This window comes from Solirubrobacter phytolaccae (genome assembly GCF_027587195.1).
GTDB lineage: Bacteria > Actinomycetota > Thermoleophilia > Solirubrobacterales > Solirubrobacteraceae > Solirubrobacter > Solirubrobacter phytolaccae.
On the sequence record NZ_JAPDDP010000048.1, the window covers coordinates 20,878 to 45,937 of the forward strand.

Sequence of the window (25,060 nt, forward strand, 5' to 3'; positions counted from 1 at the left end):
AACCTGGCCGCCTATCACGGGTGAAGTGCTCACCTATCCGAACAGCGCGGCGCTCGTCGCTAAGTGCTCTCGCGTGCGGAGATACAAGTGTCCGGGCCCACCGGACCGTGCCGCCTCCCTGACCGGTAGATCTTGGGTGATGACAACGTCGCCACTCGATCCCGCCACTGCGGAACGCACTACGAGACTTCGAGGGATGCTCAGGGATGCTCAAGCGCGGGCCGGCGATCGGTCAGTGCTTGGCCAGCATCTCGCCGTGGTCGCGCTGGATGGAGTCGCCGAACTCGCGATGCACCTTTGCGCTTACGAACTATCGCTGCAGCCGGCACGCGAGTGGCTGAAGCTGCTCAAACAGTTGCGCGATGAGCTTGGGTCAAAATGGGACGGCGCTGGAGCTCAGGGAGCGGATGAGCTTCATCGATCACGAAACCTCGTCCAACACGCAGGAGTGCTTCCCCACCCGGACCAGTTGGCTCGATGGGCGGCCGATGTTGAGCGGTTCGTCCGAGGCCTAACTTCCGCTGCGCTCGGAATCGATCTCGCCCACGCTACGTCCGGGCTTGCGATCAAGGATACGGAGCTGAGACGCCTAATTGATGAGGCAGAAGGGCTCCTCCTCGCTGGCGACGCACCCGGCGCATTTGCGTTGACGTGCAACGCTCTGGACGCAGCTCGACGGGCGTGGTCGTCTCGTGGCGGGAGCGCTGACGACCCCTTCGGTGGACCTTTTGGTCGGTCCCCCCAATTCGACGAGTTCCGACAGGCGAACGCGGCGTTCCAGGAGGTCTACGACCGTCTCGATGTGGCGACCTTCACCTCTGATCTCGGTGAGTGGATCTGGCTGCGGCAACAACTCGAGGAAAGCCGCAAGCGGTCGCCGCCGACCGCCGAAGACGCGCAGCGCGCTCTCGCCTTCGTCGTCGGCTGGATCCTCCGATACGAGAGCTATGTCACCCGGTATCCCGAAGAACGGTGGCGTGCTTGGCGGGATTCCCAGCGAGCTCCAACGACGGGCGTGCCCGGAGGGCCTCACATCACCGTGCTCGACGTTCAGCCATGGCGCGCGACGCAGGCTTCAGGAGTCGAGTGGACGTTCGCGTTGTCTGACCTTCCCGCGCCGGACGACATCTTCTCATGGGCGGTGTCCGTGGCGTCAGGCGATCTGCGATCAGCCGGAGAAGCGGGCAGCGCATACCTCGGGCTGCGAGGGGAACTCAAGGTTCGAGTTCCTCCCGACACCACTGAAACGAGAGTCCTCGCGATCGTGCGCAACCTTCTCGCTGACGCCGGGATCGCTCTTCGGCGTCGCGACGAAAGGCTTCGCCAGGAGGAGGAAGACATTGCAGCGCTCGCAGCTCCCTTTGCGTCCGCCCTCAAAGGCTCGGCGCTCCCCGTCAACGCGATCAGCGCACGCGTCGCGGACCCGAAGCATCCACAGCGGTCTCCAGCGGCCGTGAGCGTCGAGTTGGAGCTCGACGACGCACTCAACCGCGAACTACCGGAAGCTCTATCCATCGTCGCAAACGAAATCGGCCTTGCCATGACATCGCCTCCGATGGCGTGGGGCGGAACAGTGTGGTTCGCACCAGAATTGTCTCCCGAGTCTGTAGTGCGCTGGCTTAGTCTCGGTCTCGAGCGCGCCCGCGCGGCGGGCGAGGAACGCGAACGAGTCGCGGCAGAAGGCGAACAGCGGCGGATCGCGACACTGGCGTCGATGCGTCGCCTTCTCGAGATTCAGGAACCACAGTGACCCGCCGCCCGAGCCGTCCACGGCAATCTCTCGCGAACGTGCGGGCTGGTGGAACTCCGCGCAGGGACCTGTCGAGGGACTGATCTCCCGGCCAGACCGACTATCGCTTTGCGCGACGTCCAGCCGCGAATCGGAAGGCGTCAGCGTGTGGTGCGTACGGGGATCATGGGTGCGCGTCGGGCGTGGACGGTGTCGATGATCTCGGCGTTGTCGATTCCTTGGAGGTAGATCGAGGTGATGCCGAGGTTGCTGTGGCCGAGCTGTCGTTGAATCACGATCAGCGGGACGCCTTCGTGAGCCATCTCGACTGCGTGGGCGTGGCGAAGCTGGTGCGGTGCGAAGCGCCTGCGGACTCTCGCCGCGGCTGCGGCGTGCCGTAACTCGTTGCGCGCGGCTGCGGTTGTCCAGCGTGGTCCGCGGGTCGGGCCGGTGATGATGCAGAACAGCGGTCCGACTGGGAGCTCGAGCCGGCTGACGAGCCACGGTTGGAGTTCTTGCCAGGCCCAGTCGTCCCATGCCGACCTCGCGACGGCGACCGCCTTTGCCGCGGCGAACCAGGACCGCCCCGCGGCGCGTCCAGGTCGGACTCAGCGAGCGCGAGGGCTTCGCTGATCCGAAGCCCCGCGCGCCAGAGCACGGCGATCAGCCCGCGCAGCCGCTGACCGTGCAGCGATCACCGGCGGCGCGCATGACCGAGACGATCTCCTCCACTGTGGGCGGATCGGCCGGGTAGCGCAGGCCCTTGTTCCGTGGCGGGCGGCCGGCATGAAAGCCGGGCATCGTGGCCGGCGAACGGCGGCGACCGGCGACATCGAGCATCTGCGACATCGTGTCCTCCCTTGGACCGTTGCGATCCGCCGAGGATGCCGATGGGGCTGGCGGTCCGTCACGGAAGCAACAGTCCGGCGAGGGTGGAACACGCCGGGATCGCACCGACCCTGAGCATGGGAAGCGATAGTCGGATCGCGCGGGCGCCGCGGGCCTTGCGATCACCCGCGTCACATGCAGGTATACAGCGGGCTGTTACGCGACGGCCGGCCCCCTCGTGTTGGGGCACGACGTGACGCGTCCGGCGGACTCTACGCGCCACCAACCTTCAGACGCCCGACGACATCGTAGTTCTCGGCGATGAAAGACGCGAAGAAAGGATCAAGGAGTTCCTTAGCCGCGGGGCCTGGAGAGGTGGCTAGATCCCAGCTGCGAAAAAGACCGGTAGCGGCGTACTCCGTGTCGGCGACCTTGGGCATGTTGTCGTGTGCGGTGCGCCCTCGAGATGCGTGAAACGACACCGAACCGTCGAGGCCTTCGATGCGAACACCGCATCGCAGAATGCCAGCGGTCGCAGTTTTGGAGAAGAAGTGGCCCGCGAACGCGAGTTGCCCCATCAGCTCGGAAGCCCACTGGTGCTCGAACGCACAAAAGCCTATGCCGGATTCCGTGAGCAACGGGCGAGTCGTTACAAACGAGAATCCGGAGGAATACCGAAGTGCAGCAGCCACAAACACGTTGTCCTTGAGCCGCTCGACGTCCTCGGCGACGTATCCCGCTTTCCAGCCGGTCGAGCCGAGAGGCGTCCAGTTGACGAGCCAGTCGAAGGTATTGGGTTGAAGATGCACGTCTATCTGCACAGGTACGAGTTCGCCCGCTGCGGCCCGCACCGATTCCGCGAGGGGGCGGCTGAGCCACGGCGCCGCCGGGTGTCGTGCTTCGTTAAGGGGCAGGATCTGAAGTCGCATACGCCCGATGCCCCGATAGCTGCTATTGCCGGCGTCTGGTGGCCACGTGAACTCGTCCATCGGGTCGCGCTCATCCGCAAGGTGCAGCATCGAGCGCCGTCGGTCATACAGCCGTTCCAGCTCTGGCTCTTCGAGGTATCGCGTCGTCGTCTCGGCTCTCGCGGGGAAGCGGTTCTCGACCATGTGCGGCGCCCACGGTGAGGGCGGCACTTCGAGGACCAGGAGACCATTCGAATCGCCTCTCGTCTTGGTCAGTGCCTCAAGTTCGAAATGCAAAGGCGGCCGCACGCGGCTCGAGATGATCTGCGAGAGCCTCTCGGCGGCGCCTTTCAGTGGGATGGGCGTTGCTTGCGTGGCGAGGCCGTTGACTTCGTCCATACCGATCAAGATCACTCCGCCGTCGATGCTCATCGCGGCAGCGTCCTTTGCGAGATCCTTGGGGTTCGCGGCAAGGTCGCGCTTGAAATCCAGGTCTGAAGCCTCTTCAAGTGCTCCGATCGCGGCGAGCGCCTCACCATATGTCCGTGGTCTCCACACATCAGGAAGCCTCTCAAACCACGAGCGTCACTGCTCCAGCTTCGGTCGTCACGCGGCGGCGGGCATGCGTCGTTCCGGCGTCGCACGGGCGAGAGGGCGAAAGCGCTTCTCACCGACGAAACGGCTGGCGCGGCGGATCACTTTCCCAAGGAGTGCTCGGCTCTCTCATACGCCGGCCCTAGTCCGCCGACGACACGTGAGCAATGCCAACACGGGCGACCTCGGCCCTGTTTGGCGGGGTGGCTGGCTGCTCCTACCGACGATGGGGAGCGGTCCGCGCCGGCGCGGACGTCGCTATCGCTTTGCGCGAGAACCGCCAGCGTTGAAGTGCCCGTCGGCGTTTCATAACCGGAGCGGAGCATCGATGCGCCTGCACGCGCTCGCGGAGACATACGAGGCGACTGGTGGCGGGCTTCGACGTCGCTCGCCCTCCGCGCATCGCGTGCGCGGAGGAGCGCGGCGCAAAAGCTAACGCTGTCCGAGTGCTACGGCGCTTACGGAGTTGAGGCGACGCCCAGGACCCAGGTCACTCCGAAACGGTCGGTGAGCATCCCGAATCCTGCGCTCCACGCCGATGCGGCGAGGGGCTCGACGATCGCCGATCCGGCGGAGAGCTTGTCCCAGTAGCCCTGCACCTCGGTGAGGGATTCGCCTTCGACGGAGACGAAGAACGGCTGGTCGGTGATGGTGACGCCGTTCTCGCGGCGGGTGGCGCCCGCGTTGGCCGGCGAGCCGTCGGTCTTTCCGGGGATGTCGTAGGCGAAGCCGGCGTCGCTCTCGACCTTGCCGAAGACGACGCGATCGGCGCCGGGCGCGTCCTTGGGCATGCCGAAGTCGCCGTAGGTGGCGATTACGGGCAGTCCGCCGAAGACGGACGCGTAGAACTCCAGCGCCGCGCGGGCGTCGCCGTGGAAGTTCAGGTGGGGAGTCGCGTTGATCCTCATGCCTCCACTGTCACATCCATGTAGGACCGTTTTGGTCCTAGACTTGGACTAGATTTGGGTGATGTCGTCGACGACCTCGCGCCTGCTCAGCCTGCTGTCGCTGCTGCAGGCCCGGCGTGACTGGTCTGGCGCTGTGCTCGCCGAGCGGCTGGGCATCAGCCATCGCACGGTCCGCCGCGACATCGACCGGTTGCGCGAGATGGGCTACAGCATCCGGGCCACGATGGGCCCGGACGGCGGATACCGCCTCGACGCGGGCAGCGAGTTGCCACCGCTGCTGTTCGACGATGATCAGGTGATCGCGCTCGCCGTCGCGCTGCAGTCGGCGACCGCCAGCGGCGCGGAGATCGGCGAAGCGGCGGTACGGGCCCTGGCCACCGTGCGTCAGGTGATGCCCTCCCGGGTGCGCCACCGGCTCGATGCGTTGTCGTTCACGACGGTGCCCGCTCGACCAGGGACCGGAGTGGCTGATCCAGAGGTGCTTGTCGCGTTGTCGACCGCGGCGCGCGCCCGCGAAGTGCTGCGCTTCGACTACGCGAGCCGTGAACCGGGCGGCGAGGAGACCTCGAGCCTGCCGCGCAAGGTTGAACCGCACCACCTCGTCACGTCCCACGGTCGGTGGTACCTCGTGGCGTGGGACCTCACGCTCGACGACTGGCGCATCTTCCGCGCTGATCGCATCACCCCGCGTGCCTTCACCGGTCCGCGATTCGTGCCTCGCGAGATCCCGGGCGGTGACGTGGCCGAGTACGTGTCCGCCCGTTTCAAGGGCTCTGATCGGATCAACCGGTGGCCGTGCACAGGACGGGCCATCCTCGGCCGACCGGCCCGCGACGTCCTCCCGTTCGCCGGTGATGGCGTTGTCGAGGATCTCGGCGACGATCGGTGCATCCTCGAGCTTGGTGCATGGTCCTGGATCGGCGTCGCCGCTTCGCTCAACCGCTTCGACACCGATGTCGAAGTGATCGGCCCGCCCGAACTCAGAGTGGCGTTCGAGAAGCTCGCCACGCGGAACGCTGCGACGGCCAAAGGTTCGTGATCCTCTGGGGCTTAGCGCGTGGCGAGCAGGATCACATGCAGCTCTGACACAGGGCCGCACTCTCGCCGGTCGCCTGCTCGGCGAAGTCCGTCAGAGCCTTGCGTTTACGCGCGCAGCGCCGCGGGTTGGTCGTCAGGGTGAATTGACCCGGCGTCAGGTCCAGATGTCCGCAGCGAGATTGGTGGAGCATGAAACTTCCACTCCGCTCAACCAGGACGTATCCAATGTTGCGCCGGACCCATTCCTCGTAGGCAGCGTCGTCGCCTTTGCTGAACATCTGAATCTCCGCTGACATGACGCTCCTCCTGGGCTTCCAGCTGTCGGACATCTGGGTCGATCTAGTCGTCGAGATCCTTGCGGAGGCGGGCGTGATCGACCGGGGGCGCACCGGCAAAGACGGCAAGCACGGCGTCGCGATCGACGACTTGACGCGAGCGAGTAGGGCTCAGCTCCCCGACCGGGACGCCGTTGCAGGTCACCGTGAAGCTCTCCCCCCGGTTGAGCGCGCGCATGATCTCGCCACTCTGGTTCCGGAGCTCGCGCTGCGTGATCGCTCGTCCCACGGACCCAACGTACACAGCGTGCGTGATTCCGTGTACCTTCGGCCGATGTCGTCGCGTATGGAGCAGGCTGAGCCGGACGCCGAGCAGATCGTCGCGCTGTTGGACGCCATCCCGGAAGCACACGCGCGGACACAAGAAGGCATCGCGCAAGCGCGCCGCGGCGAGGGCATTCCGCTCGATCGACTGGCCTGACGGCCACGAGGACTCCGCGCCCCAGAGGGCGCTTTGCGGACCTCAACTCTCCCCACCCGGCGGTCGATCACTAGAGCGTGAAGTTGTCGGTCATCGGGTGCGTCGGCGCCGTCGTGCTGGTCATCGTCGCGATGCTCGTCGGGCTGCTCAGCACGCTCGACGACCTGGAGTCGACGGGGGCCACGCAACGACAGGCGGGCGCGTGGAATCGGAACTCGCTCGAGGTCGAGCGCGGGATCGTCGCGCTCGAGGCGTGGGCGCGGACCGAGACGGTCACGCGCGGGCACGCGGACAAGACCGTCTTCCGGCTGGCCTGCGAGGAGCTGGAGCGCCGCATCGACAAGCTGGTTGCGACCAGCGAGCCGTGGCAGCGTCCGGAGCTCGAGGAGGTCCGGCGCCTGGTGGACGCGTACGTGACCGAGCACGTCACGCCGCTGCTCGCGCGACAGTCCGTGAAGAGCCGCGCGGAAGCCCCTGAAGCGTCGGCTGAAGGCACGCGGCGGCTGACCGCGATGAACACGCTGCTCGTCTCGCAGGAGCGCCGGCAGCGGGTGCTGGTCGCGGAGCGCTACGCGGAGTCGACCCGGCTGCGCACCAGGCTGGGGAACGTCGCCAAGGGCGGGGCGATGGGCGCGGTCGCGCTGCTGTTCGTGTTCGCGTTCGGGGCGTGGCGGTTCGCGCTGGTGCCGATCCGCGGCGTGGCGGACTCGGCCGGGGAAGTCGCCCGCGGCCGGTTGGACGTGCGCGCGCCGACGACCGGCGCGGGCGAGGTCCGCCGCTTGGGCGAGGCGTTCAACGCGATGGCCGCGGCGCTGGAGACTCGCGACGAGGATCTGCGGGTCCAGACCGACCGGTTGCACGGGTTGATGGAGCACACGAGCGCGACCGTTTCTGTCAAGGATCTGGAAGGCCGGTACGTGCTGGTCAACCGCCAGTGGCGGGAGGCGTCGCACCTGGTGGACGCGGACGTGATCGGGCGCACCGACGCGGAGCTGTTCCCGGCCGACATGGTGCCCGAGGTCATGGAGTCGGATCGGCAGACCGCGCTCGCGACGGCGCCCGTGGAGTTCGAGCGGGACATCATCGACGGCCGCACGTTCCGCATGATCAAGTTCGCGCTGCGGGACCCGGACGGCGCGGTGTACGGGATCGCGACGATGGGCACGGACGTCACCGAGCTCAAGCGCGTGGCGGCGGAGGCGGTCGCGGCGTCCGAGTCCAAGTCGGAGTTCCTGGCCAACATGAGCCACGAGATCCGCACGCCGCTCAATGGCGTGATCGGCATGACCGAGCTGCTGCTCGACACCGAGCTCACGCCGCTCCAGCGCGACTACGCGACGACCGCCGGCACGGCCGGAGAGGCACTGCTGCAGGTGGTCAACGACGTCTTGGACTTCTCGAAGATCGAGGCCGGCAAGCTCGAACTGGACGCGTCCGACTTCGATCTGCGCACCGCCGTCGAGGACGCGTGCGACCTGCTCGCGCCGCAGGCCCACAGCAAGGGACTCAAGCTCCGGGCATGGATGGACAGCGACGTGCCCAACTACGTCAACGGCGACCGCGGACGGATCACTCAGGTCCTGATCAACCTGCTCTCCAACGCCGTCAAGTTCACCGAGACCGGCGAGGTGCTCGTCCGCGTGGTCAACGACGGTGACCGCGTCCGGTTCGCGGTCAGGGACACGGGCATCGGGATCGCGCGGAACGTGCAGTCCACGCTCTTCGAGGCGTTCACCCAGGCCGAGAGCTCGACCACCCGCCGGTTCGGCGGCACCGGGCTGGGGCTGGCGATCTCCGGCCGGCTGGTCGCGCTGATGGGCGGCGGCATCGACATCGACTCGCGGGAGGGAGAGGGCAGCACGTTCGCGTTCGCCGTCCGGTTCGACGTCGCGACGACCCAGCCGCCGGTGCCGGTGACGCTGCCGGCGGGAACCCGGGTGCTCGTCGTCGAGCGAGACGCCACCAACCGGGCGATCCTGGAGGCGCACGTGCGCGCGACCGGCGCGCGGGTCGACGCCGTGCCGTCGCTCACCTCCCTGCCCGTGGATGCCTATGACGCCGTCGTGCTCGACGCGACCCTCTGGAGCCAGGGGAAGGCGATCTCCGTGCCGGTCGTCCCCGTGCAGGGGCCCGTCCGGCACCGGCGGCTCGTCGAGGCGCTCCGTGACGCGATCGACGGCGTCCGTCCCGACGAGCCCTCCGCGCCGGCGAACGTGCCGGAACGCGCGCCGCAGTCGGTGGATCCGATCCTCGTCGTGGAGGACAACGCGGTCAACCAACGCGTGATCGAAGCGATGCTGATCCAGCGCGGCCACCGTGTCGAGATCGCCCACAACGGACGCGTCGCGCTCGACATGCTGGCCGAGACGCGGTACGCGCTGATCTTCATGGATTGCCAGATGCCGGAGATGGACGGGTACGCGGCCACCGCGGCCATCCGCGCCGGGGACCTGCCCGCCCGCACGATGCCGATCGTCGCGATGACCGCCAACGCCATCCGCGGTGACCGCGAACGGTGCCTCGCCGTCGGGATGGACGACTACCTGACCAAGCCGCTGCGGCCCGAGGCGCTCGACGCCGCGCTCGACCACTGGCTCCCCGAGCCCCTCGAGTCAGCGCCCGCGTCCGCCCCACTCGAACGCCTGATCGACGACGCTCGCGTGCAGCTGCTCCGCACGCAGTTCGGCGCGGCCTTCGGGGAGTTCGTGAGCCTGTTCGGCTCGTCCACCCCGCCGATCTTGGCCGATCTGCGCGCCGCCGCCGCGACGGAGGATCGCGACCGCGTCCGCCGCGTCGCCCATTCACTCAAGGGCGCGTGCATGAACGTGGGCGCCGACGCGCTCGCCCGCTTCGCGCTCGACCTCGAGCGCGCGCAGCACGCGAGCGAGGAGGAGCTCGACGCGCTCGACCAGCTGTTCGAGCAGACCCACGCGTCGCTCGCCGCCGCCTGACCGAATTGTCGATCAGCGCGAGCGCCGGCGCTCGGCGAGTTCGTTGCGAATTGCGCCCAAGGTCACGACGTCACCGCGATTGAGCTCGGCGAGTCCTGCTTCGATCGCGTCGAGCGCGTCTGGGTCGGACAGGATCTCGTCGCTGTCCTCGCGCGCCTGGTACTGGTCGATCGGGACATGCCGAGCCACCTCGCGAATGTACACGGTTCACCACGCACCGCTCAGCAGCCACGTACCGACGGCGGCGAACACCAATCCGAACAACATCAAGAAGATGATTCGCCCGATGCCGAACGCCGCCCGATCGATCCGCGCGTGCTCGGGATTCTTGGGGTCATAGAGCACGCGGACAGCGGCGCCGTCGCGGTACATGGGCGGAGACGATCCAAGCTGACCCTCGACCTCAAGGACTCGCCCGTCGGGCGTCTGGAACTGGATGACCGGATACGCCCTACTTCCGCTCCAGCGCAAGCGGGTCACGACCCCGTCGGTCCGCTCCCCGACCGCTCGCAGGTGTCGTTCCTTACGCCACTCGAGAAGCGCGGCCACGATCGCAAATGCCCCGATCGCGAGGGACATGGCCACAGCGATCACGACGTCGTGGTCGGCCATCAGGTAGCCCCGTAGGGGAAGCGCGTGGAGTTCATGGCCCTACTAGGCGGCCACGGCTAGAACTCGCCCCCCGACGCGCGACTTCAGCGGTCCGAGAGTTCTCGGTCCTGCTTGAGCCAGTCGATGCCCGCCGGAGTGAGCGCCCAGGTCCCGTCGGGAAGCGGTGCGGCGCGGCCGTCCTCGTTCAGCGACTGCAGGTTGAGCGGCGTGCGCATGTCCCTGCGGCCACGGCCGATCGCGATGTCGAGGTCGCTGACACTCATCCCGACGTTCGGGCGTCCGCCGGACGCCGTCCAGAGGGCATCGAGGATGTGGACCAGGTCGCGTCGACTCACGGACGGATCGTTACAGGCTCAACCGTGCAGGGTCGGGCGGTAGATGAGCTCCTGGATGTGACCGTCGAACGTGCGGGTCTCGAGCAGCTCGAGGTCGAAGTCCGCCGCGCCTTGGAAGATGGGGAACGCGCCGGTCTGGCCGGTGAGCACTGGGAAGATCGTCAGCTGGACGAAGTCGACGAGGCCGGCGGCCATCAGCGCGCGGTTCATCGAGAGGCTGCCGTGTGAGCGCAGCGGCACGTCGGACTGCTGCTTGAGCCGGGTGACGACGTCGACGGCGTCGCCGCTCTCGAGGGTCGGGTCCGGCCAGTCGAGCGGGCCTTCCAGCGTCGTCGAGATCACCGTCGTCGGCATCGTCTTCATCCGGCGGTTCACGGGGTCGAGCTCGGAGTCGTCGATCCCGCCGAGCAGCCCGACCCACTGCCGGAAGGTGTTGGCCCCGAGGACCATCCGCTGATCCGGCTCGAGCAGGGTGCGCCGGCGCTCGAGGAACTCAGGGCCCTGCTTGCTCCAGTACCCGCCCCAGTCTCCGTCTTCGTTGTACGAACCGAAACCGTCGAGGGTGGAGAAGACGTCAAAGGTGTACGTGGCAGCCATAGTGGAGGCACAGACGAAGTGCCGCCGTGAAACTCATCGCGACGCTCAGGAGTCAGCGCCTGAGCTGGTCGTCCGCTGGTGCGGCGGGCCGCCGTGCCAGTCGAAGCACAGTGCGGTCGCGTCGTCTCTGAGCTGACCGTTGGTGGCCTCGATGATCACGTGCGAGAGGTGCTGGACCGCTTCGCGCGGGTGCAGGTCGCGGTCGGCCGCGATGATCGACGGGATGTCGACGCGCTCGGCGTTTCGCTCCAACATGCCGTCGGTGAGGAACACGATGCGGTCGCCCGGCTCGAGCGGGAGGGTCTGGACGCGGTAGTCGTAGTCGCCGAGGATCCCGAACGGCGGATCGGCCTCGAGTTCGAGGGGTTCGACGCGACCGTCGCGGAGGCGCAGCGGCGGCGGATGGCCGGCGTTGACGATCGTCGCCGTCTGTGCGCGAAGGTCCACTCGACCCAGCTGACCGGTGACGAAGCCGCCTCGGTCCGCGAAGCTCGCGAGCCCGGTGTTGGCGCGGCTCGCCTGCTCCGCCAGATCGGCGCCGGCGCGGCGGGCGTTGCGAAGGGCTCCGACCAGCACGGTCGCGAGGACGGCCGCCTCGACCTCGTGCCCCATGGCGTCGGTCATGGACAGGTGCAACGTGTCGCGCTCCAACGCGAAGTCGAACGTGTCACCACCCACGTTGCCGGCCGGCTCCAACCATGCCGCGAGCGTGAACTGGCCCGCCTCACACGTGTAAGAGCCCGGCAGCAGACGGTGTTGGATCTCCGCCGCGAGCGACAGTGGAACCGAGCGCTGGCCCCACGAGAAGAGGTCAGTGAAGCGACGGTTGGCGATCACCACGTACGCGAGGGTGTGCGCGGCCAAGGCGATGTCGGCCACCGTCCCCTCGTCCGGGGTCTCGAGCAGGTTCACCTCGAGCACGCCGATCGCCTCACCGCGATTGGTCACGGGCGCGAACACGCGGGTCTCGCTCGCACCACGTTCGACCTCGACCGTCTGCGTGGCGATCACGCGACCGTGCGGGCTCCCCGCCAGCGGCACGCGCTCGGCGGTCTCTCGCCCTTGCGTTCGCGCCGTTGTCCCATCCGTGGCGTGCCCGAGCCGTACCAACGCTTGCCCGCTGAAGTCCGCGATGAGGAAGGACGCCTCGCGCGCGCCCACCGCCTCTGCCAGTCGGGCACCGAGCACCTCGACCGCAGACACCGGTGGGGCGTCCTCGACCGCAGCGATCAATCGCCCGAAATCCAGCCCTGCCGAGCGTCGCATCGCCATCGCTAAAGACTACGGGTCCGGGACCGTGCTCACCGAAATGGACGCACTCAACGGTCAGGCCTGTCAGGAGCTCACCCGATTGTGCAACGTCACGTTGATGCGCTGATGCGGTAGCATCAACCCGTGCGAACGACGCTCGATATCGATGACGACGTGGTGGCCGCCGCGAAGGAGCTCGCGGCAATCGAGCGTCGCTCCCTTGGCTCAGTCGTATCCGAGCTCGCGCGACGCGGGTTGACGCCGGCGAAGGTCGACGTCGCGGGAGAGCTGCCGGTCATACGCGTGCCGGCGAACACACCGCCGATCACGCCCGAGATGGTCCGGCGCGCGCTCGACGAGGACTGACCCTGTGGCGCTGCTGGACGTCAATGCGCTGGTCGCTTTGGTGTGGGACTCCCACGTCCACCATTCCCGCATGCGCTCATGGTTTGCGACCAACGGTCAAGCCGGATGGGCGACGTGTCCGATCAGCGAGAGTGGCTTCGTCCGTGTGTCTTCGAACCCGAAGGTGCTTCCGAGCCCGATCGGGGTCACGGCGGCGCGCGCTGTGTTGGCCTCGTTGCGGAGCGCCGGATCGCATGAGTTCCTCGCGGATGACGTGTCGTTGACCGACGACGATGTCCCAGCCATCGCGGGGCACCGGCAGGTGACGGACGCGCACCTGCTCACGCTGGCGCGACGCCGCGCGGTGCGGTTGGTCACGTTCGATGCTGGCCTTGCGAGTCTCGGCGGAGCGGGTGACGTCGAGTTGCTGACCGCCTGATCGCCCGCTATCGCGTGGCGAGGTCGAGCGTCACACCCAGTTGCGAAGCGAGCGACGCGCTGTCCCAGAACGTGCGTTGGGACGCGATGGCGCCGCGGTGGAACTCGACGATCACGATCGCCGTCACCGATGCGCGGCGACCGGTCGGCGGGATGCCCGGGATCAGCCAGGGCAGCTCGGAGTCGTGGAGGAACGAGACCGTGAGCTCGTCGACGAGGCGGAAGCGGTCGACGGTGCGCGAGCGGCGCGTCCACTGCAGCTCGCTCGGCAGGTGCGGAAGGAACGTGTCGCGGTAGAAGGCGGCGAGCGCTTCACGGCCTTCGGCTCCGGTCGACGTCGGGAAGTGGCGGACCGACGGCGCGGCCGTCATGGACGACATCGCGGCCTCGACGTCGCCGCGCGTGATCAGCGCTTCCAGGTGCTCGTCCCAGAGGTGCTCGAGCTTGCGCATGAACTGGGCGATCTCGGTCGTCATGCCGGGCACCAGTCTCTCAAGTGGGAATAGGACGCCCGGGTCCAGGCGTCCGGGCAAGCACATGCTCGTCTCCCCCACCGCCGCCGTGCGCCCGATGCGGGCCGGCGAAGAAGCCGTCGTCGCCCGAATGCTGGCCGCCGCGCTCGCCGACGATCCGTTCATCCGCTGGATCGCCGGCACAGACCCCGACCGCGCGACGGCGTGGATGCTCGCCGGCCTCAAGATGGCCGAGCGGCACGGACTCGTGCTGGTCGACGAGACACTCGACGGCGCGGCCGTGCTGATGCGGCCCGGCTCGATGCCGTTGCCCGTGCGCGAGAACCTGAAGCTGCTCCCCTCACTCGTGCGAGCTGTCGGCGTGCGCCGCGTGCCCGGCGTCCTGCGCGCGCTCACGGCTCTCGAGCACGCACACCCCGATGAACCTCACTGGACGGGCCTCGTGCTCGGTGTGCACCCGGCAGCGCAAGGGACGGGCGTCGGCCGGCGCGTGATCGCGGCCGCACTCGACGTCGTGAACGACGAGCCCGCCTATCTCGAGGTCTGCGAAGGCGGCCCGATCACGCTCTATGCGCGCTTCGGCTTCGCCACACACGCGCGCGTCACACCCGGGCACGGTGCGCCGCGGATGACGACGATGTGGCGGGACGCGATCACCCGACGCGGGTGAGGATCGGTCACGCCGCCGGTTGAAACGCTGGCAAGCATGACGGCACGGGTCGAGGATCCGCAGACACGGCTTGACGAGCTGACGGCGCTGGCGGCGGAGGCGTTCATCTACGGGTTCCCGCTCGTCTTCGACCTGCAGGAGGTCGACCGCTTCGCGCGGGCGGGGATGGGCTCGCTGGCGGCGTCGCCGCTGAACGTGTTCTCGCACGCGACGGGGCTCGCCGGGCCGAAGGACACGTTCGTGTCGGTCAACAACGACTCGATCTACTCGATCGCGAACGTCGATACCAGCGGCGGGCCGGTGCGACTCGAGGTTCCGGACACGGATGGCCGCTACTACGTGCTGCAGTTCGTCGACGCGTGGACGAACAACTTCGCGTACGTCGGCCGGCGCGCGACCGGGACGACCGCGGGCGTGTTCCTGCTCGTCCCGCCCGGGTGGGACGGCGCCGACCCCGATGACGCGACGGTGATCCGCTTCCCGACCGCGATCGCGAGCATCGTCGGACGGTGGGCCGTCGACGGCGAGCATGACCTCCCAGCCGTTCAGGCCCTCCAGCGGCAACTCACGCTGGTCGCGAGCGGCGCGGGTGCCGGGCTTCCGGAGCCGACGCCCGAGCTGCCCGAGGCGCTCGCGTTCTTCGAGCGCATGCGCCTGTGGATGCAGGCCTTCCCTCCGGCGGCGCGTGACCTCGACCACCAGCAGCGCTTCGAGCCGCTCTGGGCGGACCGGAGCGAAGCGCTCACCACCGCGCTGCGCAACGGCTACGCGGCCGGCCGCGAGCGCCTGGAACAAGCGCTCAAGAGCGGCGGGAGCCCGCAGCAGAATGGGTGGAGCCTCACCTACCACGCCTTCGACTACAACCTCGACTTCTTCGAGGTCGGCGCGCTCGACGAGGAGCGGTGGAAGCTGCCCGACGACGCCACGCGGTACCTGTTGCGCGCCATGTCCGCCCGGGCGGGGCTGTGGGGCAATCACGCCTACGAAGCCGCGTACGCGATGGTCTACGACGACGGCGCCGGCGAGCCGCTCGACGGCGCCCACCGCTACGAGCTGCGGTTCGCCAAGACGCCGCCCGTCGGGGCGTTCTGGTCGGTGACGATGTACGACACGCCCGACTTCTTCCTGGTCGACAACCCCGCCTCCCGCTACTCGATCGGCGACCGCACCCCCGGGCTGCGCTACGCCGACGACGGCTCGCTGACGCTCGTGCTTCAGCACGACGAGCCCGCCGAGCCCGAACGCGCCGCGAACTGGCTGCCCACCCCGGCGGGACCGTTCCGCCCGATCCTGCGCATGTACGAGCCGGCGGACGCCGTGTTCGACGGGACCTACGTGCTGCCGCCGATCGAGCGTCAGCCGGTCACGCAGCCGTCGAGCGCCACTGGGGGCGCATCCGCCAAGGGTCCCGCGAACACGCACGACCCGGTGGCGAACGCGAGCGTCGCGCCGTCGTAGGCGAGCGCGCCGACCCCGCCGGGAAGGCTCGGCGTGAGCGCGCGGACGCTGCCGTCCTGCTTGACGAGAGCCGCTTGCGCGCCGTCCGTCCCGACCCGCGAGACGACGATGCCGCCCGGGCCGACGGCGAACTCGTACGGCTGGGCTCGCATGCGGGCCACCATGCGTGGGCGCGGACGAGTCCGTGACGCGGTCATCACGCCACGGTCGTGGCTGACGAACCACAGGCGACCGTTGGAAGCGACCCCGTACCCGGTGCTGCGCGACGGCGTGCGCACGCGGTAGTGCTCGCGCCCCGTGGCGAGGTTGACCACCACCGTCGTCTCGCGGCCGGTCGCGAAGTTGGTCGCGTAGGCGGCGTACCGGCCGGCGGCGGTGACGATCGCGACGCGGGTGCCGCGGACGTTGATCCGGCGCACCTTGCCGGTGCGGACGTCGCGGAGCTCCAGGCGACCACGGTCCTCGGGCCGGCGGTGCAGCGACACGACGGTGTCGCCGGTCACGTCGACATCGACCCAGGTGCGCGGCAGGCGCCGGAGCGGGCCGCCGACCGGCCCGTAGTACCCGGCCGACCCGCCGGTCGACGTCTGCGTGAGCAGCGCGAGTGCCGACGTCGATGCCTGGAGCTCCTCGACGAACCGTGCCGGCTGCGGGATGGAGACCGGGCGGATGCTGCCGTCCAAGCCGTGCAGCGCAAGCGCCGACCGCCCGCCCTTGGGCGTCGAGCCGACCGCCACGGCAGCGCCCGTCAGCGCGATGTCGTCGTCCGGCGCGACGGTCGCGACACGGGCGTAGTCGGCAACGGCCGGCTGCGCTCCGGTCAGCAGACCGCACAGGACGACCGCGCCGACACCGAGGAATCTCATCGCGCGATCGACGCGCGCAGCGTCGCGACCGTGCGGAAGCCCAGCCGTTCGTAGACGCCGTATCCGTCCGGGCTCGCCTGGAGCGTGGCCGTGACGATCCCATCGGCGCGGGCCTCGGCCAGCGCGCCGGTGAGCAGTCGCGCCGCCAGGCCTCGACGGCGGAACCGCGCGTCGGTCGCGACGTACTGCACGCTGACGTCGTCGTCCACCCGCAACGTCACCGCCACGCACGCCCACTCGCCGTCGACGCGCAGCCCGTGCGTGCGCACGCGGGAGTCGTCGATCGCGGCGATCAGCGGGCCGAGCCGCTCCTCCTGGCCGTACGCGCGATCGTTCAATGCGCCGACGACGTCCAGCGGCGGCGACTCGACCGCGGGCGCCGCACCGTCCTCGAGCACGAGCCCCATGCACGGCATCGCGATCTCGGTGAGCTCAGTCCGACCGTCGGGAACACCGACGCTCCACACGCAGTGCGGAACGTCCACGAGCGACGCACCGTCTTCGGCCACGACCGCGTCCACCCAGTGGTTGTCCGCCGCCCACGGCACGCGCGCGCCGACCACGCCGGGTGTTCGCACCTCCGCCGCGCCGCCCACGCCCGTCCGCCCCAGGCACGCGAGGGTCTCCGCGAAGCCGGTGATCGAGCGCTGTGCCAGGTCCTGCACACGGTCAGCCTACGGATGCGTGGTCACATTCTGCGGAGCTGCGCAAGATGCAGGTAGATGAGCGACGACGAACTGCTGGCCGCGGCGGCGCGGGGTGACGGGGACGCGTTCGCGGCGTTCTACCGTCGCCACGCGGCGCTGGTGCTCGGGTACCTGCGCCGGCGGGTGGCGGAGCCCGAGACGGCCTTCGACCTCGCGGCCGAGACGTTCGCCGCCGCGCTGCTGAGCGCCGGGCGGTACGAGGCGAACGGGCCGGCCGTGGCGTGGCTGCTCGGGATCGCGCAGAACAAGCTGCTCGAGAGCCTGCGGCGCGGACGCGTCGAAGCGGCCGCCCGGCGCAAGCTGCGGCTGGAGCCGATCGTGGTCGAGGACACGGACCTGATCGCGGTCGAGGAGCGCGCCGCGGCAGGCTCCGCACAGCTCGCGGCACTGCTGGCGGAGCTGCCCGAGGAGCAGCGGCGAGCGGTGCTCGCGCGGGTGGTCGACGAGCGTGACTACGACGAGATCGCCGCCGAGCTCAGCTGCTCGGAGCAGGTGGTGCGCAAGCGCGTGTCGCGCGGGCTGCGCGCACTGCGAACGCGACTGGAGGAACGGACATGAACGCCTTCGACGTGCTCGAGCGACAGCTGCACGACGCGACCACCCGGCGCCGGCGACGCCGACGCGCGGCCCGGCCGGTGCTGGCGATCGCGTTCGCCACCGCCGTCGCGATCCTGGCGCTCGTCCTGCTCGACGGCGGGAGCGGCACGCAGACGCCGCCGGCGGACGAGCACGAGGTCACCGCGCCCACCCCCGCGCCGCAGCCCGTCGACGACGAGGTCGCGTTCTTCTCCCCCGACCCGGACAAGATCGTCTACGTCCGCGCGACCTCGGTCGACCAGGACGGGCTGCCCCTCGTGACCGAGGACTGGCACCGCGGGAAGGAGACGCACCGGCTCGTGCGCTGGACCGACAAGGGCGGCAAGGAGTGGGCGCTCGACCACGTGATCAGCGCCGACGGCGTCATGCGGCAGATCAACGAGGAAGGCGGGTACCGCGTCATCCGCCGCTCCGACATGGAGGACGCCCGGAACGCCATCAACCAGGAGCAGGCGGGCTTCCTCGCCGACTTCCAGCGGCGCTTCGAGGAGGGCTCGCTGGACCCCGTGCAGCGGGAGTTCGCCGGCCGGCCCGCGCTCCGCTACCACGTCCCGCACGACCCGAAGCGCGTCGGCCCGGTCGGCCCCGACCAGTCCTACTACGTGGATAGTGAGACGGGCAAGCCGCTGGGGTTCACGAGCGCGATGCGGATCAACCCGGACCAGACCATGGAGACCACCCAGACCGTCGACGCGATCGAAGTGCTCGAGCCCACGCCCGAGAACCTGGACAAGCTGCGCACGCTCACCCTCCAGCGCAGGCGATGAGTTTCGGGCGCCCGGCGCGTCCTGGCTCCATGTCCACAACGCTGATGGTCGACTTCATCATCTCGCTCGACGGGTACGGCGGCGCGGAGGGCTGGCCCGGCTTCTGGGGCATGGAGGGTCCCGAGTACCTCGCGTGGATCGGCGAGGGCTCGGAGACCGAGCACACGACGCTGATGGGCGCGAAGACGTACCGGCTGATGTCCGGATTCGCCGCCGAGCTGCCCGACGATCCCGGCATGGCCGCGATGGCCGACCTGCCCAAGGTGGTGTTCTCCTCCACCCTGAAGGAGCCGCTCTCGTGGGCGAACACGACCCTCGTCTCCGGCGACGCGGTCGAGGCGGTGCGCGAGATGAAGGAGCAGGGCGACCGCCCGCTGCGCACGCTCGGCAGCGTCAGCCTGTGCCGCTCGCTGCTCAAGGCGGGCCTGGTGGACCGCTACCGCGTGGTCGTGTTCCCCGTCATCACCGGCGCGACCGGCAACGACCGCATCTTCGACGGCTACCCCGACGTCGCGCTCGAGCTGGTCGAGCACCGCCTGTTCGACGGCAAGCTGCAGCTCCTGGAGTACATCCCCACCGTGTTGGACGGCCCGCCACGACCGTAATTGATCGATTACGTCATTTCTCATCACCGACTTGACACAAAACGATCAAAATGATCCACTCCTCACGAGGTCAACGAGAGGAGAGACGTGTTGCACCGATGGACGCGAGCGGCCCTGGCCGCTTCGCTGGTCATCGCCCTTTCGCCTGCGGCGGCCCACGCCGCGACGCTGTCAGTCAGCGGGTTGCGGATGGACGACCGGGCCGACCAGCCACTGGGCGTGGACGACACGACGCCGACCTTCAGCTGGACGCTGAACGGGACGGGCGCCGCCGCCCGGCAGACCGCGTACCAGGTGCGCGTGACCGACGCGTCCGGCGCGTCGCTGTGGGACTCCGGGAAGGTCGCCGGCACCGCCGGCCGCGCCGCCTACCAGGGCGCGCCGCTCGCCTCGCGCACGAAGGTCGAGTGGCAGGTCCGGGCGTGGGACGGCAACGGCGACGCCACCGACTGGAGCGCCACCTCGTCCTTCGAGATGGGCCTCGTGCAGCCGTCCGACTGGGGCACGGCGAAGTGGATCCACCTCCCGCCGCCACCGCTGAACCGCGGCGTCACGTACGACGTCGGGAACGCCGAGGGTCGCTACGTGCGCCTCGACGTGACCAAGCTCGGCCTGGGCGTCTACGAGTCTTCCTACAGCGCGGTCGTGAACCGCATCCAGCTCGTCGAGATGCAGGTGCTCGCGCCCGACGGCACCAACCTCGCGCTCAACAAGAGCGTGTCCGCGTTCGACCAGTTCAGCTCGCAGGGCTGGGGCACGAAGCTCCTCACCGACGGCAAGATCATCAGCCCCGGCTACATGAGCCGCCACCTGTTCTCCCAGGACGCGAGCGCGCAGTCCAAGTGGGTGCAGATCGACCTCGGGTCGGTGCAGAAGTTCAGCAAGATCGTGCTGTTCCCGCGCAGCGACTCGCGCACGCCGGACGGCCAGATCCCGAACTACCCGGTCGACTTCACGCTGCGCACCGGCACGACCTCGACGCCGTCCACGGTGATGAAGACGGTCACGAGCGAGCCGAACCCGCAGGGCCCTGATCTCAGCAACCCGCTGCCGATCTTCGCCAAGCCGTTCACCGCCGCCAAGCCGGTGGCCAAGGCGCGCCTGTACCTGGCCGGCCTCGGCTACGCGGACGCCACGATCAACGGCCAGCGCGTCACGGACACCGTCCTGCCCGGCGTCAGCAACCCGCTCAAGTCGGTCGAGTACGGCGCCTACGACGTCACGAGCCTCCTCAAGAACGGCGACAACACGCTCGGCGTCGCGCTCGGCAACGGGCAGACGAACGTGAACCCGCAGGCCAACGCGGACGCGGGCCGCACCGACGTCTACACGAAGTTCAACTCGATCCCCGTCCCCCAGGGCACGCTGCTCAGCCCCGTGGCCGCCGGCGCGACCACGCTCACGCTCGACAGCGTCACCGGCTACGCGGTGGGTGACAGCGTCAACGTGGACACGCTCGACGGCGGCTCCCGCCTGGAGTCGCGCAAGGTCACCGCGATCGGCACGAACACGCTGACGATCGACGCCCCGCTCACCCACGATCACCCCGCCGGGATCGAGGTCCTGGGCAGCGGCGCGCGCACGGCGATGGCGGTCACGCCACGCCTGATCGGCCGCCTCGAGCTCACCTACGCCGACGGCACGACGGACACGATCGTCACCGACCCGAGCTTCAAGACCAAGCATGGTCCGACGATCACCGAGAACTACTACGCGGGTGTCGATTACGACGCGCGCAAGGCTCAGCCGGGCTGGGACGAGCCGAACCCGGACCTGTCCGGCTGGGAGGCGGCCAGCATCACCTCGCCCCCGTCGCTCGACACCAAGCTCGTGTGGCGCGAGGCGCCGCCGGTCCGCATCCAGCGCACGTTCAAGGCGACGCAGATCAAGAAGGTCGCGACTGGCTCGTACTCCTTCAACCTCGGTCAGAACTTCGCGGGCATCCCCAAGCTGACGCTCAAGAACGTCCCCGCCGGCACGGTGATCAAGATCGTCCCGGGTGAGTCGTGGGCCGGGAACGGCGCGGTGAGCACCGCCTCCTCCGGCTCCCCCACCGGCATCTTCAACACCTACACCACGAGCGGCGCGCCCACCGAGACCTTCGCGCCGACCTCGATGTACCACGGCTTCCAGTACGTGCAGATCAGCGGCCTGCCCGCCGACTACGTGCCCGACGAGACCACCCTCGTCGGCGAGGCCACCAACGCCGATGTGCCGGATGGCGGCTCGGTCACCACCGACAGCGACCTGATCAACACCGTGCACCGCATGGCGGAGTGGTCGATCCGCTCGAACATGCAGTCGACGTTCACGGACTGCCCGCACCGCGAGAAGCTCGCGTGGCTCGCGGACATGATCCAGTCGATGGGCTCTATCAGCGCCCAGTTCGACGTGGCGGGCTACCTGCGGGGGATGCAGCGCCACATGCTCGAGGCGCAGCTGCCGGACGGGCTGGTGCCGGGCACGGCACCCGAGTTCCCGATCTTCGGTGGCGGCTACCGCGACGACGTCAACTGGGGCGGCGCGTTCATCATCACGCCGTACACGCTGTGGCAGACCTACGGCGACACGCGCACGATGCGCGAGTACTACGCGCCGATGCAGGCCTACCTCGCCTACGTGCGCAAGCAGGTCGGCGCGAACGGACTGCTGATCAGCGGTCTGAAGGACTGGATCGCCGGCGACACGACGACCACCGCCGAGGCGACCGGCACGTACGGGCTGTACGTGATCGCCGACCAGATGGCGCAGATGGCGGGCGAGCTCGGCAAGAGCGCCGACGCGGCCGACTACCGCGCGCTCGCCACCAGCCTCGCGACCGCGTTCAACACCGCGTTCTACGACCCGGCGACGAAGACCTATCCGGGCTCGCAGGCGATGGCGGCGCTCCCGCTCGCGATGGGGATCGTGCCCGCGGGTGCGGAGGCGACCGTCCTGCAGTCGCTCGTCGACCGCATCTACGCCTACCACCCGGGCGGGTCCGGTCCGCACATGAGCGGCGGGACGGTCTCGCTGCAGGCGACGTATCGCGTGCTGATGGACCACGACCGCGGCGACGTGCTGTGGGACGTGCTGCAGGAGCCGAGCGCGCCGAGCTACGCGAACTTCTTCAACCAGGGACGCACGACGATCCCCGAGTCGTGGGACTTCGCGGGCTCGCAGAACCACATGATCCTGCTGCAGATCGACGAGTGGTTCAGCAAGGGCCTGACCGGCATCCGCCAGGCCCCGGGCTCGGTCGGCTACGAGCGCGTGATCGTCAAGCCGCAGGCGGTCGGGAACCTCGGCCACGTGTCCGGCTCCTACAACACGCCGCGCGGCACCATCACGAGCGAGTGGACCAAGGGCGCGTACGGCGTGACCTCGATGAAGGTCACGGTGCCCGCGGGCACGGCGGCGACGGTCTACGTGCCCGCCGCGGCGACGCAGTCGTTCGTCGCCACCACCGGAAAGGCCACCCCGAAGGGCCGCGTCGACGGCTACCAGGTGTTCGAGATCGAGCCCGGCGCGGTGGAGTTCCGCCAGGGCACTTCGAGCGAAGGCACGGTCGGCGGTTCCGTCCCGGCGACGCTCTCCCTCAGCCTCGGCGCGCCCGCCACGTTCGGCACGTTCACGCCCGGCCTCGCGAAGGAGTACACGGCGACCACCAAGGCCACCGTGATCTCCACCGCCGGGGACGCGGCGCTGAGCGTGAGCGAGCCCGGCCACCTGACCAACGGCGCGTTCAGCCTGCCCGAGCCGCTGCGGGTGTCGCTCAGCAAGTCGGCGTGGACCGCGCCAGTGTCCAACGACACGGTGGACGTCGACTTCAAGCAGACGATCAAGGCCGACGACGCGCTGCGCACCGGCAGCTACGCGAAGACCTTGACCTTCACGCTGTCGACGACGACGCCCTAAGCGAGCGCCGCGTGCGAGATCGGCTCGGCGGTGGCGCCGAGCCGGTCGAGCACGCGGCACAGCGCGTCGACGACGTGCGCGTCGAACTGCGTGCCGGCGCCGCGCCGGAGCTCCTCGACGGCGAACGCCTGGCCGGGCGCGGTGCGGTACGGGCGGTCGGAGGTCATGGCCTCGTAGGCGTCGGCGACGAGGATGATCCGCGACTCGAGCGGGATCGCGTCACCGACGAGCCCGTCCGGGTAGCCGCGGCCGTCGACGCGCTCGTGGTGGTGGCGGACCCACTGCGCCTCCTGCGGGAGGCCGGCGGCCTGCACGATCTCGTAGCCGAGGACGGCGTGCTCCTGCATGACCTCGTACTCGTCGTCGGTCAGGCCGGCGGGCTTGTTGAGGATGCTGTCCGGGACGCCGATCTTCCCGACGTCGTGCAGCAGGCCGGCGAGCCGCATGCGAGCGAGCCGGTCCCCCGCGAAGCCGAGCTCGGTGGCGATCAGCGCGGCGAGCTGCGAGACGGTCTGGCAGTGGCTGCGGGTGTAGGAGTCCTTCGCGTCCACCGCGCGGGCGAGCGCGGAGGCGAGCGTCTGAGTGTGCCGCTCGTCGACGCGCGGCGCGTCGCCGCGCGGTTCCATCTCGCGCGTGTAGATCGCGGCGTGCTGGCGCAGCGCCTTGGCGCGCAGCAGGGCCATGTCGGCTTCGCGGATGAGCTCGTCGCGCGGCCGCAGCGCCTCGGCCTCGGCGATCCCCGCCGTGGCGGTGAAGCCGGGCAGCTCGGCGCGCAACCGCTGCGCGAACTCGAGCGCGCCCCAGGCGCGCGTGTCCGGCAGGATCACGGCGAACTCGTCCCCGCCGATGCGGTACGCCTGGTCCGCGCCGCGCATCGTCGCGCGCAGCGTGTCGGCCAGCGCGCGGATGCGCTCGTCGCCCGCCTGGTGCCCCTGCGTGTCGTTGAGCGTCTTGAGGTCGTCGAGGTCGACCAGCGCCAGGGCCAGCGGCAGGCCGGTGCGCGCGGCGTGCTGCAGCTCGCGAGCGAGGTCCTCGTGGAACACGCGGTGGTTGCGCAGGCCCGTGAGCGGGTCCGTGCTGGCCATCTTCGCGAGGCGCTCGAGCTCCTCGGCACGGGCGGCGTTCAGTCGGCGCCGCTGCGTGCGCAGCAGCAGGCCGAGCAGGGTGAAGATGCCCGCCGCGGCCACGATCACGATCATCGCGCCGCGGATGACCCGGTCCAGCTTCGCGCTGGCCTGCTCGCCGAGGCCACGCGCGCCGTCGGTGGCGTCGTCGGCCTCACGGGCGATCGTGTTGCCGATGTACGCGGACAGGGCGCGCGCGACATCCGCGCTCGCGGTGTCCGCGAACACCTGGCCGGCGAAGCGGCGATACGTCATGTGCTCGGCGCGCAGGCTCTTCGCGTCGGGGCCGACCTCGGCCAGCGCCGCGTCCACGTCGGCCACGGCACGCACGTGCGCGGTCGCGTCGCGGGTGAGCAGTGCGCTCTGCTCGCGGCCGTGGGCGACGTACGCCTCGCGGTACGCGTCGCTGATCCGGTCGCTCGCCGACGCGTGGCGGGACGCCTCAGCGGCGTCGCGGGCGCCGATCACGAGCCCGCAGGCCATCACCAGGACGGCGAGTACGCCGCCCCAGACGGCGATCGTAAAGAGAGCGGTTGGCCGGTGCACCGTGCACAGGACATCGTCCGGCGTCAACGGAACTTGAGCGGTGAGCACGATGACGGACGG

General features: G+C 69.3%; 26 protein-coding genes. 12 read left to right on the top strand and 14 right to left on the bottom strand.

The window, feature by feature from the left end:
• Nucleotides 1-196 precede the first annotated feature (196 nt).
• On the top strand, nt 197-1,750 hold the full coding sequence (locus OJ997_RS22880) for a hypothetical protein (RefSeq protein ID WP_270027576.1): 1,554 nt from the start codon (nt 197-199) through the stop codon (nt 1,748-1,750).
• A 140-nt stretch (nt 1,751-1,890) separates the two neighbouring features.
• Here the strand turns inward: OJ997_RS22880 and OJ997_RS22885 are convergent, their stop codons facing one another.
• From OJ997_RS22885 to OJ997_RS22900, 4 genes are all read right to left on the bottom strand, one after another.
• The gene (locus OJ997_RS22885) at nt 1,891-2,196 is read right to left on the bottom strand and encodes a tyrosine-type recombinase/integrase (protein ID WP_272600159.1); all 306 of its coding nucleotides are present in this window, start codon (nt 2,194-2,196) and stop codon (nt 1,891-1,893) included.
• A 196-nt stretch (nt 2,197-2,392) separates the two neighbouring features.
• Nucleotides 2,393-2,578 carry a hypothetical protein gene (locus tag OJ997_RS22890; protein WP_270027577.1) on the bottom strand — a complete coding sequence of 62 codons (186 nt, stop codon included), beginning with the start codon at nt 2,576-2,578 and terminating at the stop codon, nt 2,393-2,395.
• 251 nt (nt 2,579-2,829) lie between these two features.
• A complete protein-coding gene (locus OJ997_RS22895; RefSeq protein ID WP_270027578.1) occupies nt 2,830-4,023 on the bottom strand; it encodes an AlbA family DNA-binding domain-containing protein in 1,194 nt (397 codons plus the stop codon).
• A gap of 494 nt (nt 4,024-4,517) precedes the next feature.
• Nucleotides 4,518-4,967, bottom strand: coding sequence for a VOC family protein (locus OJ997_RS22900; RefSeq protein WP_270027579.1), 450 nt, complete (start codon nt 4,965-4,967; stop codon nt 4,518-4,520).
• 61 nt (nt 4,968-5,028) lie between these two features.
• Between OJ997_RS22900 and OJ997_RS22905 the strand changes: the two genes are divergently transcribed.
• Nucleotides 5,029-6,006, top strand: coding sequence for a helix-turn-helix transcriptional regulator (locus tag OJ997_RS22905; protein WP_270027580.1), 978 nt, complete (start codon nt 5,029-5,031; stop codon nt 6,004-6,006).
• Between the two features lie 31 nt (nt 6,007-6,037).
• On the opposite strand, the gene OJ997_RS22910 is transcribed toward OJ997_RS22905, so the two are convergent.
• Nucleotides 6,038-6,301 carry a hypothetical protein gene (locus tag OJ997_RS22910; protein ID WP_270027581.1) on the bottom strand — a complete coding sequence of 88 codons (264 nt, stop codon included), beginning with the start codon at nt 6,299-6,301 and terminating at the stop codon, nt 6,038-6,040.
• Here OJ997_RS22910 and OJ997_RS22915 point away from each other — a divergent pair.
• On the top strand, nt 6,300-6,761 hold the full coding sequence (locus tag OJ997_RS22915) for a hypothetical protein (protein WP_270027582.1): 462 nt from the start codon (nt 6,300-6,302) through the stop codon (nt 6,759-6,761). The genes OJ997_RS22910 and OJ997_RS22915 overlap by 2 nt on opposite strands.
• A 77-nt stretch (nt 6,762-6,838) precedes the next feature.
• On the top strand, nt 6,839-9,712 hold the full coding sequence (locus OJ997_RS22920; RefSeq protein ID WP_270027583.1) for a hybrid sensor histidine kinase/response regulator: 2,874 nt from the start codon (nt 6,839-6,841) through the stop codon (nt 9,710-9,712).
• A gap of 12 nt (nt 9,713-9,724) precedes the next feature.
• Here the strand turns inward: OJ997_RS22920 and OJ997_RS22925 are convergent, their stop codons facing one another.
• The 5 genes from OJ997_RS22925 to OJ997_RS22945 form a co-directional block, all read right to left on the bottom strand.
• Nucleotides 9,725-9,916, bottom strand: coding sequence for a hypothetical protein (locus tag OJ997_RS22925; RefSeq protein ID WP_270027584.1), 192 nt, complete (start codon nt 9,914-9,916; stop codon nt 9,725-9,727).
• A gap of 3 nt (nt 9,917-9,919) precedes the next feature.
• Nucleotides 9,920-10,324 (bottom strand): DUF3592 domain-containing protein, encoded by a 405-nt coding sequence (locus OJ997_RS22930; RefSeq protein ID WP_270027585.1) that lies wholly within the window; start codon nt 10,322-10,324, stop codon nt 9,920-9,922.
• A gap of 83 nt (nt 10,325-10,407) precedes the next feature.
• Nucleotides 10,408-10,659 (bottom strand): hypothetical protein, encoded by a 252-nt coding sequence (locus tag OJ997_RS22935; RefSeq protein WP_270027586.1) that lies wholly within the window; start codon nt 10,657-10,659, stop codon nt 10,408-10,410.
• Nucleotides 10,660-10,677: 18 nt separating this feature from the next.
• Nucleotides 10,678-11,256, bottom strand: a complete 579-nt coding sequence (locus tag OJ997_RS22940; RefSeq protein WP_270027587.1) for a dihydrofolate reductase family protein — start codon at nt 11,254-11,256, stop codon at nt 10,678-10,680.
• A 45-nt stretch (nt 11,257-11,301) separates the two neighbouring features.
• Nucleotides 11,302-12,459: a PP2C family protein-serine/threonine phosphatase gene (locus OJ997_RS22945; protein ID WP_270027588.1), complete on the bottom strand. Its 1,158-nt coding sequence runs from the start codon at nt 12,457-12,459 to the stop codon at nt 11,302-11,304.
• Between the two features lie 192 nt (nt 12,460-12,651).
• On the opposite strand from OJ997_RS22945, the gene OJ997_RS22950 reads away from it, so the two are divergent.
• Both OJ997_RS22950 and OJ997_RS22955 read left to right on the top strand, forming a co-directional pair.
• The gene (locus OJ997_RS22950; RefSeq protein WP_270027589.1) at nt 12,652-12,873 is read left to right on the top strand and encodes an antitoxin; all 222 of its coding nucleotides are present in this window, start codon (nt 12,652-12,654) and stop codon (nt 12,871-12,873) included.
• Between the two features lie 4 nt (nt 12,874-12,877).
• The gene (locus tag OJ997_RS22955) at nt 12,878-13,291 is read left to right on the top strand and encodes a type II toxin-antitoxin system VapC family toxin (RefSeq protein WP_270027590.1); all 414 of its coding nucleotides are present in this window, start codon (nt 12,878-12,880) and stop codon (nt 13,289-13,291) included.
• A gap of 7 nt (nt 13,292-13,298) precedes the next feature.
• Here OJ997_RS22955 and OJ997_RS22960 read toward each other — a convergent pair whose 3' ends face one another.
• Nucleotides 13,299-13,766, bottom strand: coding sequence for an ester cyclase (locus OJ997_RS22960; protein ID WP_270027591.1), 468 nt, complete (start codon nt 13,764-13,766; stop codon nt 13,299-13,301).
• 61 nt (nt 13,767-13,827) lie between these two features.
• Here OJ997_RS22960 and OJ997_RS22965 point away from each other — a divergent pair, with 61 nt between their 5' ends.
• Nucleotides 13,828-14,433 (top strand): GNAT family N-acetyltransferase, encoded by a 606-nt coding sequence (locus OJ997_RS22965; RefSeq protein WP_270027592.1) that lies wholly within the window; start codon nt 13,828-13,830, stop codon nt 14,431-14,433.
• Nucleotides 14,434-14,469: 36 nt separating this feature from the next.
• Nucleotides 14,470-15,891, top strand: a complete 1,422-nt coding sequence (locus tag OJ997_RS22970; RefSeq protein WP_270027593.1) for a DUF1254 domain-containing protein — start codon at nt 14,470-14,472, stop codon at nt 15,889-15,891.
• Here OJ997_RS22970 and OJ997_RS22975 read toward each other — a convergent pair.
• Together OJ997_RS22975 and OJ997_RS22980 are read right to left on the bottom strand one after the other, a co-directional pair.
• Nucleotides 15,789-16,757 carry a hypothetical protein gene (locus tag OJ997_RS22975; RefSeq protein WP_270027594.1) on the bottom strand — a complete coding sequence of 323 codons (969 nt, stop codon included), beginning with the start codon at nt 16,755-16,757 and terminating at the stop codon, nt 15,789-15,791. The two genes, OJ997_RS22970 and OJ997_RS22975, sit on opposite strands and share 103 nt — an antisense overlap.
• Nucleotides 16,754-17,422 carry a GNAT family N-acetyltransferase gene (locus tag OJ997_RS22980; RefSeq protein ID WP_270027595.1) on the bottom strand — a complete coding sequence of 223 codons (669 nt, stop codon included), beginning with the start codon at nt 17,420-17,422 and terminating at the stop codon, nt 16,754-16,756. Before OJ997_RS22980 ends, OJ997_RS22975 begins: the two co-directional genes overlap by 4 nt.
• Nucleotides 17,423-17,479: 57 nt before the next feature.
• Here OJ997_RS22980 and OJ997_RS22985 point away from each other — a divergent pair, with 57 nt between their 5' ends.
• The 4 genes from OJ997_RS22985 (at nt 17,480) to OJ997_RS23000 (ending at nt 23,330) form a co-directional block, all read left to right on the top strand.
• Entirely contained in the window at nt 17,480-18,022 is a 543-nt protein-coding gene (locus OJ997_RS22985) for an RNA polymerase sigma factor (protein ID WP_270027596.1), read from the top strand.
• A complete protein-coding gene (locus tag OJ997_RS22990) occupies nt 18,019-18,828 on the top strand; it encodes a hypothetical protein (protein ID WP_270027597.1) in 810 nt (269 codons plus the stop codon). The genes OJ997_RS22985 and OJ997_RS22990 overlap by 4 nt, the downstream gene beginning before the upstream one ends.
• A 29-nt stretch (nt 18,829-18,857) precedes the next feature.
• A complete protein-coding gene (locus OJ997_RS22995) occupies nt 18,858-19,433 on the top strand; it encodes a dihydrofolate reductase family protein (protein WP_270027598.1) in 576 nt (191 codons plus the stop codon).
• Between the two features lie 90 nt (nt 19,434-19,523).
• Entirely contained in the window at nt 19,524-23,330 is a 3,807-nt protein-coding gene (locus OJ997_RS23000) for a family 78 glycoside hydrolase catalytic domain (protein WP_270027599.1), read from the top strand.
• Here the strand turns inward: OJ997_RS23000 and OJ997_RS37770 are convergent.
• Nucleotides 23,327-25,048, bottom strand: a complete 1,722-nt coding sequence (locus tag OJ997_RS37770; RefSeq protein WP_270027600.1) for a bifunctional diguanylate cyclase/phosphohydrolase — start codon at nt 25,046-25,048, stop codon at nt 23,327-23,329. The genes OJ997_RS23000 and OJ997_RS37770 overlap by 4 nt on opposite strands.
• Nucleotides 25,049-25,060 lie beyond the last annotated feature (12 nt).

Bases quoted from the DNA above. Each gene is read 5' to 3' on its own strand.
- OJ997_RS22880 (WP_270027576.1), top strand. From the start codon at position 197: ATGCTCAGGGATGCTCAAGCGCGGGCCGGCGATCGGTCAGTGCTTGGC.
- OJ997_RS22890 (WP_270027577.1), bottom strand. From the start codon at position 2,578: ATGTCGCAGATGCTCGATGTCGCCGGTCGCCGCCGTTCGCCGGCCACG.
- OJ997_RS22900 (WP_270027579.1), bottom strand. From the start codon at position 4,967: ATGAGGATCAACGCGACTCCCCACCTGAACTTCCACGGCGACGCCCGC.
- OJ997_RS22905 (WP_270027580.1), top strand. From the start codon at position 5,029: ATGTCGTCGACGACCTCGCGCCTGCTCAGCCTGCTGTCGCTGCTGCAG.
- OJ997_RS22915 (WP_270027582.1), top strand. From the start codon at position 6,300: ATGACGCTCCTCCTGGGCTTCCAGCTGTCGGACATCTGGGTCGATCTA.
- OJ997_RS22910 (WP_270027581.1), bottom strand. From the start codon at position 6,301: ATGTCAGCGGAGATTCAGATGTTCAGCAAAGGCGACGACGCTGCCTAC.
- OJ997_RS22930 (WP_270027585.1), bottom strand. From the start codon at position 10,324: ATGGCCGACCACGACGTCGTGATCGCTGTGGCCATGTCCCTCGCGATC.
- OJ997_RS22940 (WP_270027587.1), bottom strand. From the start codon at position 11,256: ATGGCTGCCACGTACACCTTTGACGTCTTCTCCACCCTCGACGGTTTC.
- OJ997_RS22960 (WP_270027591.1), bottom strand. From the start codon at position 13,766: ATGACGACCGAGATCGCCCAGTTCATGCGCAAGCTCGAGCACCTCTGG.
- OJ997_RS22965 (WP_270027592.1), top strand. From the start codon at position 13,828: ATGCTCGTCTCCCCCACCGCCGCCGTGCGCCCGATGCGGGCCGGCGAA.
- OJ997_RS22970 (WP_270027593.1), top strand. From the start codon at position 14,470: ATGACGGCACGGGTCGAGGATCCGCAGACACGGCTTGACGAGCTGACG.
- OJ997_RS22975 (WP_270027594.1), bottom strand. From the start codon at position 16,757: ATGAGATTCCTCGGTGTCGGCGCGGTCGTCCTGTGCGGTCTGCTGACC.
- OJ997_RS22985 (WP_270027596.1), top strand. From the start codon at position 17,480: ATGAGCGACGACGAACTGCTGGCCGCGGCGGCGCGGGGTGACGGGGAC.
- OJ997_RS22990 (WP_270027597.1), top strand. From the start codon at position 18,019: ATGAACGCCTTCGACGTGCTCGAGCGACAGCTGCACGACGCGACCACC.
- OJ997_RS22995 (WP_270027598.1), top strand. From the start codon at position 18,858: ATGTCCACAACGCTGATGGTCGACTTCATCATCTCGCTCGACGGGTAC.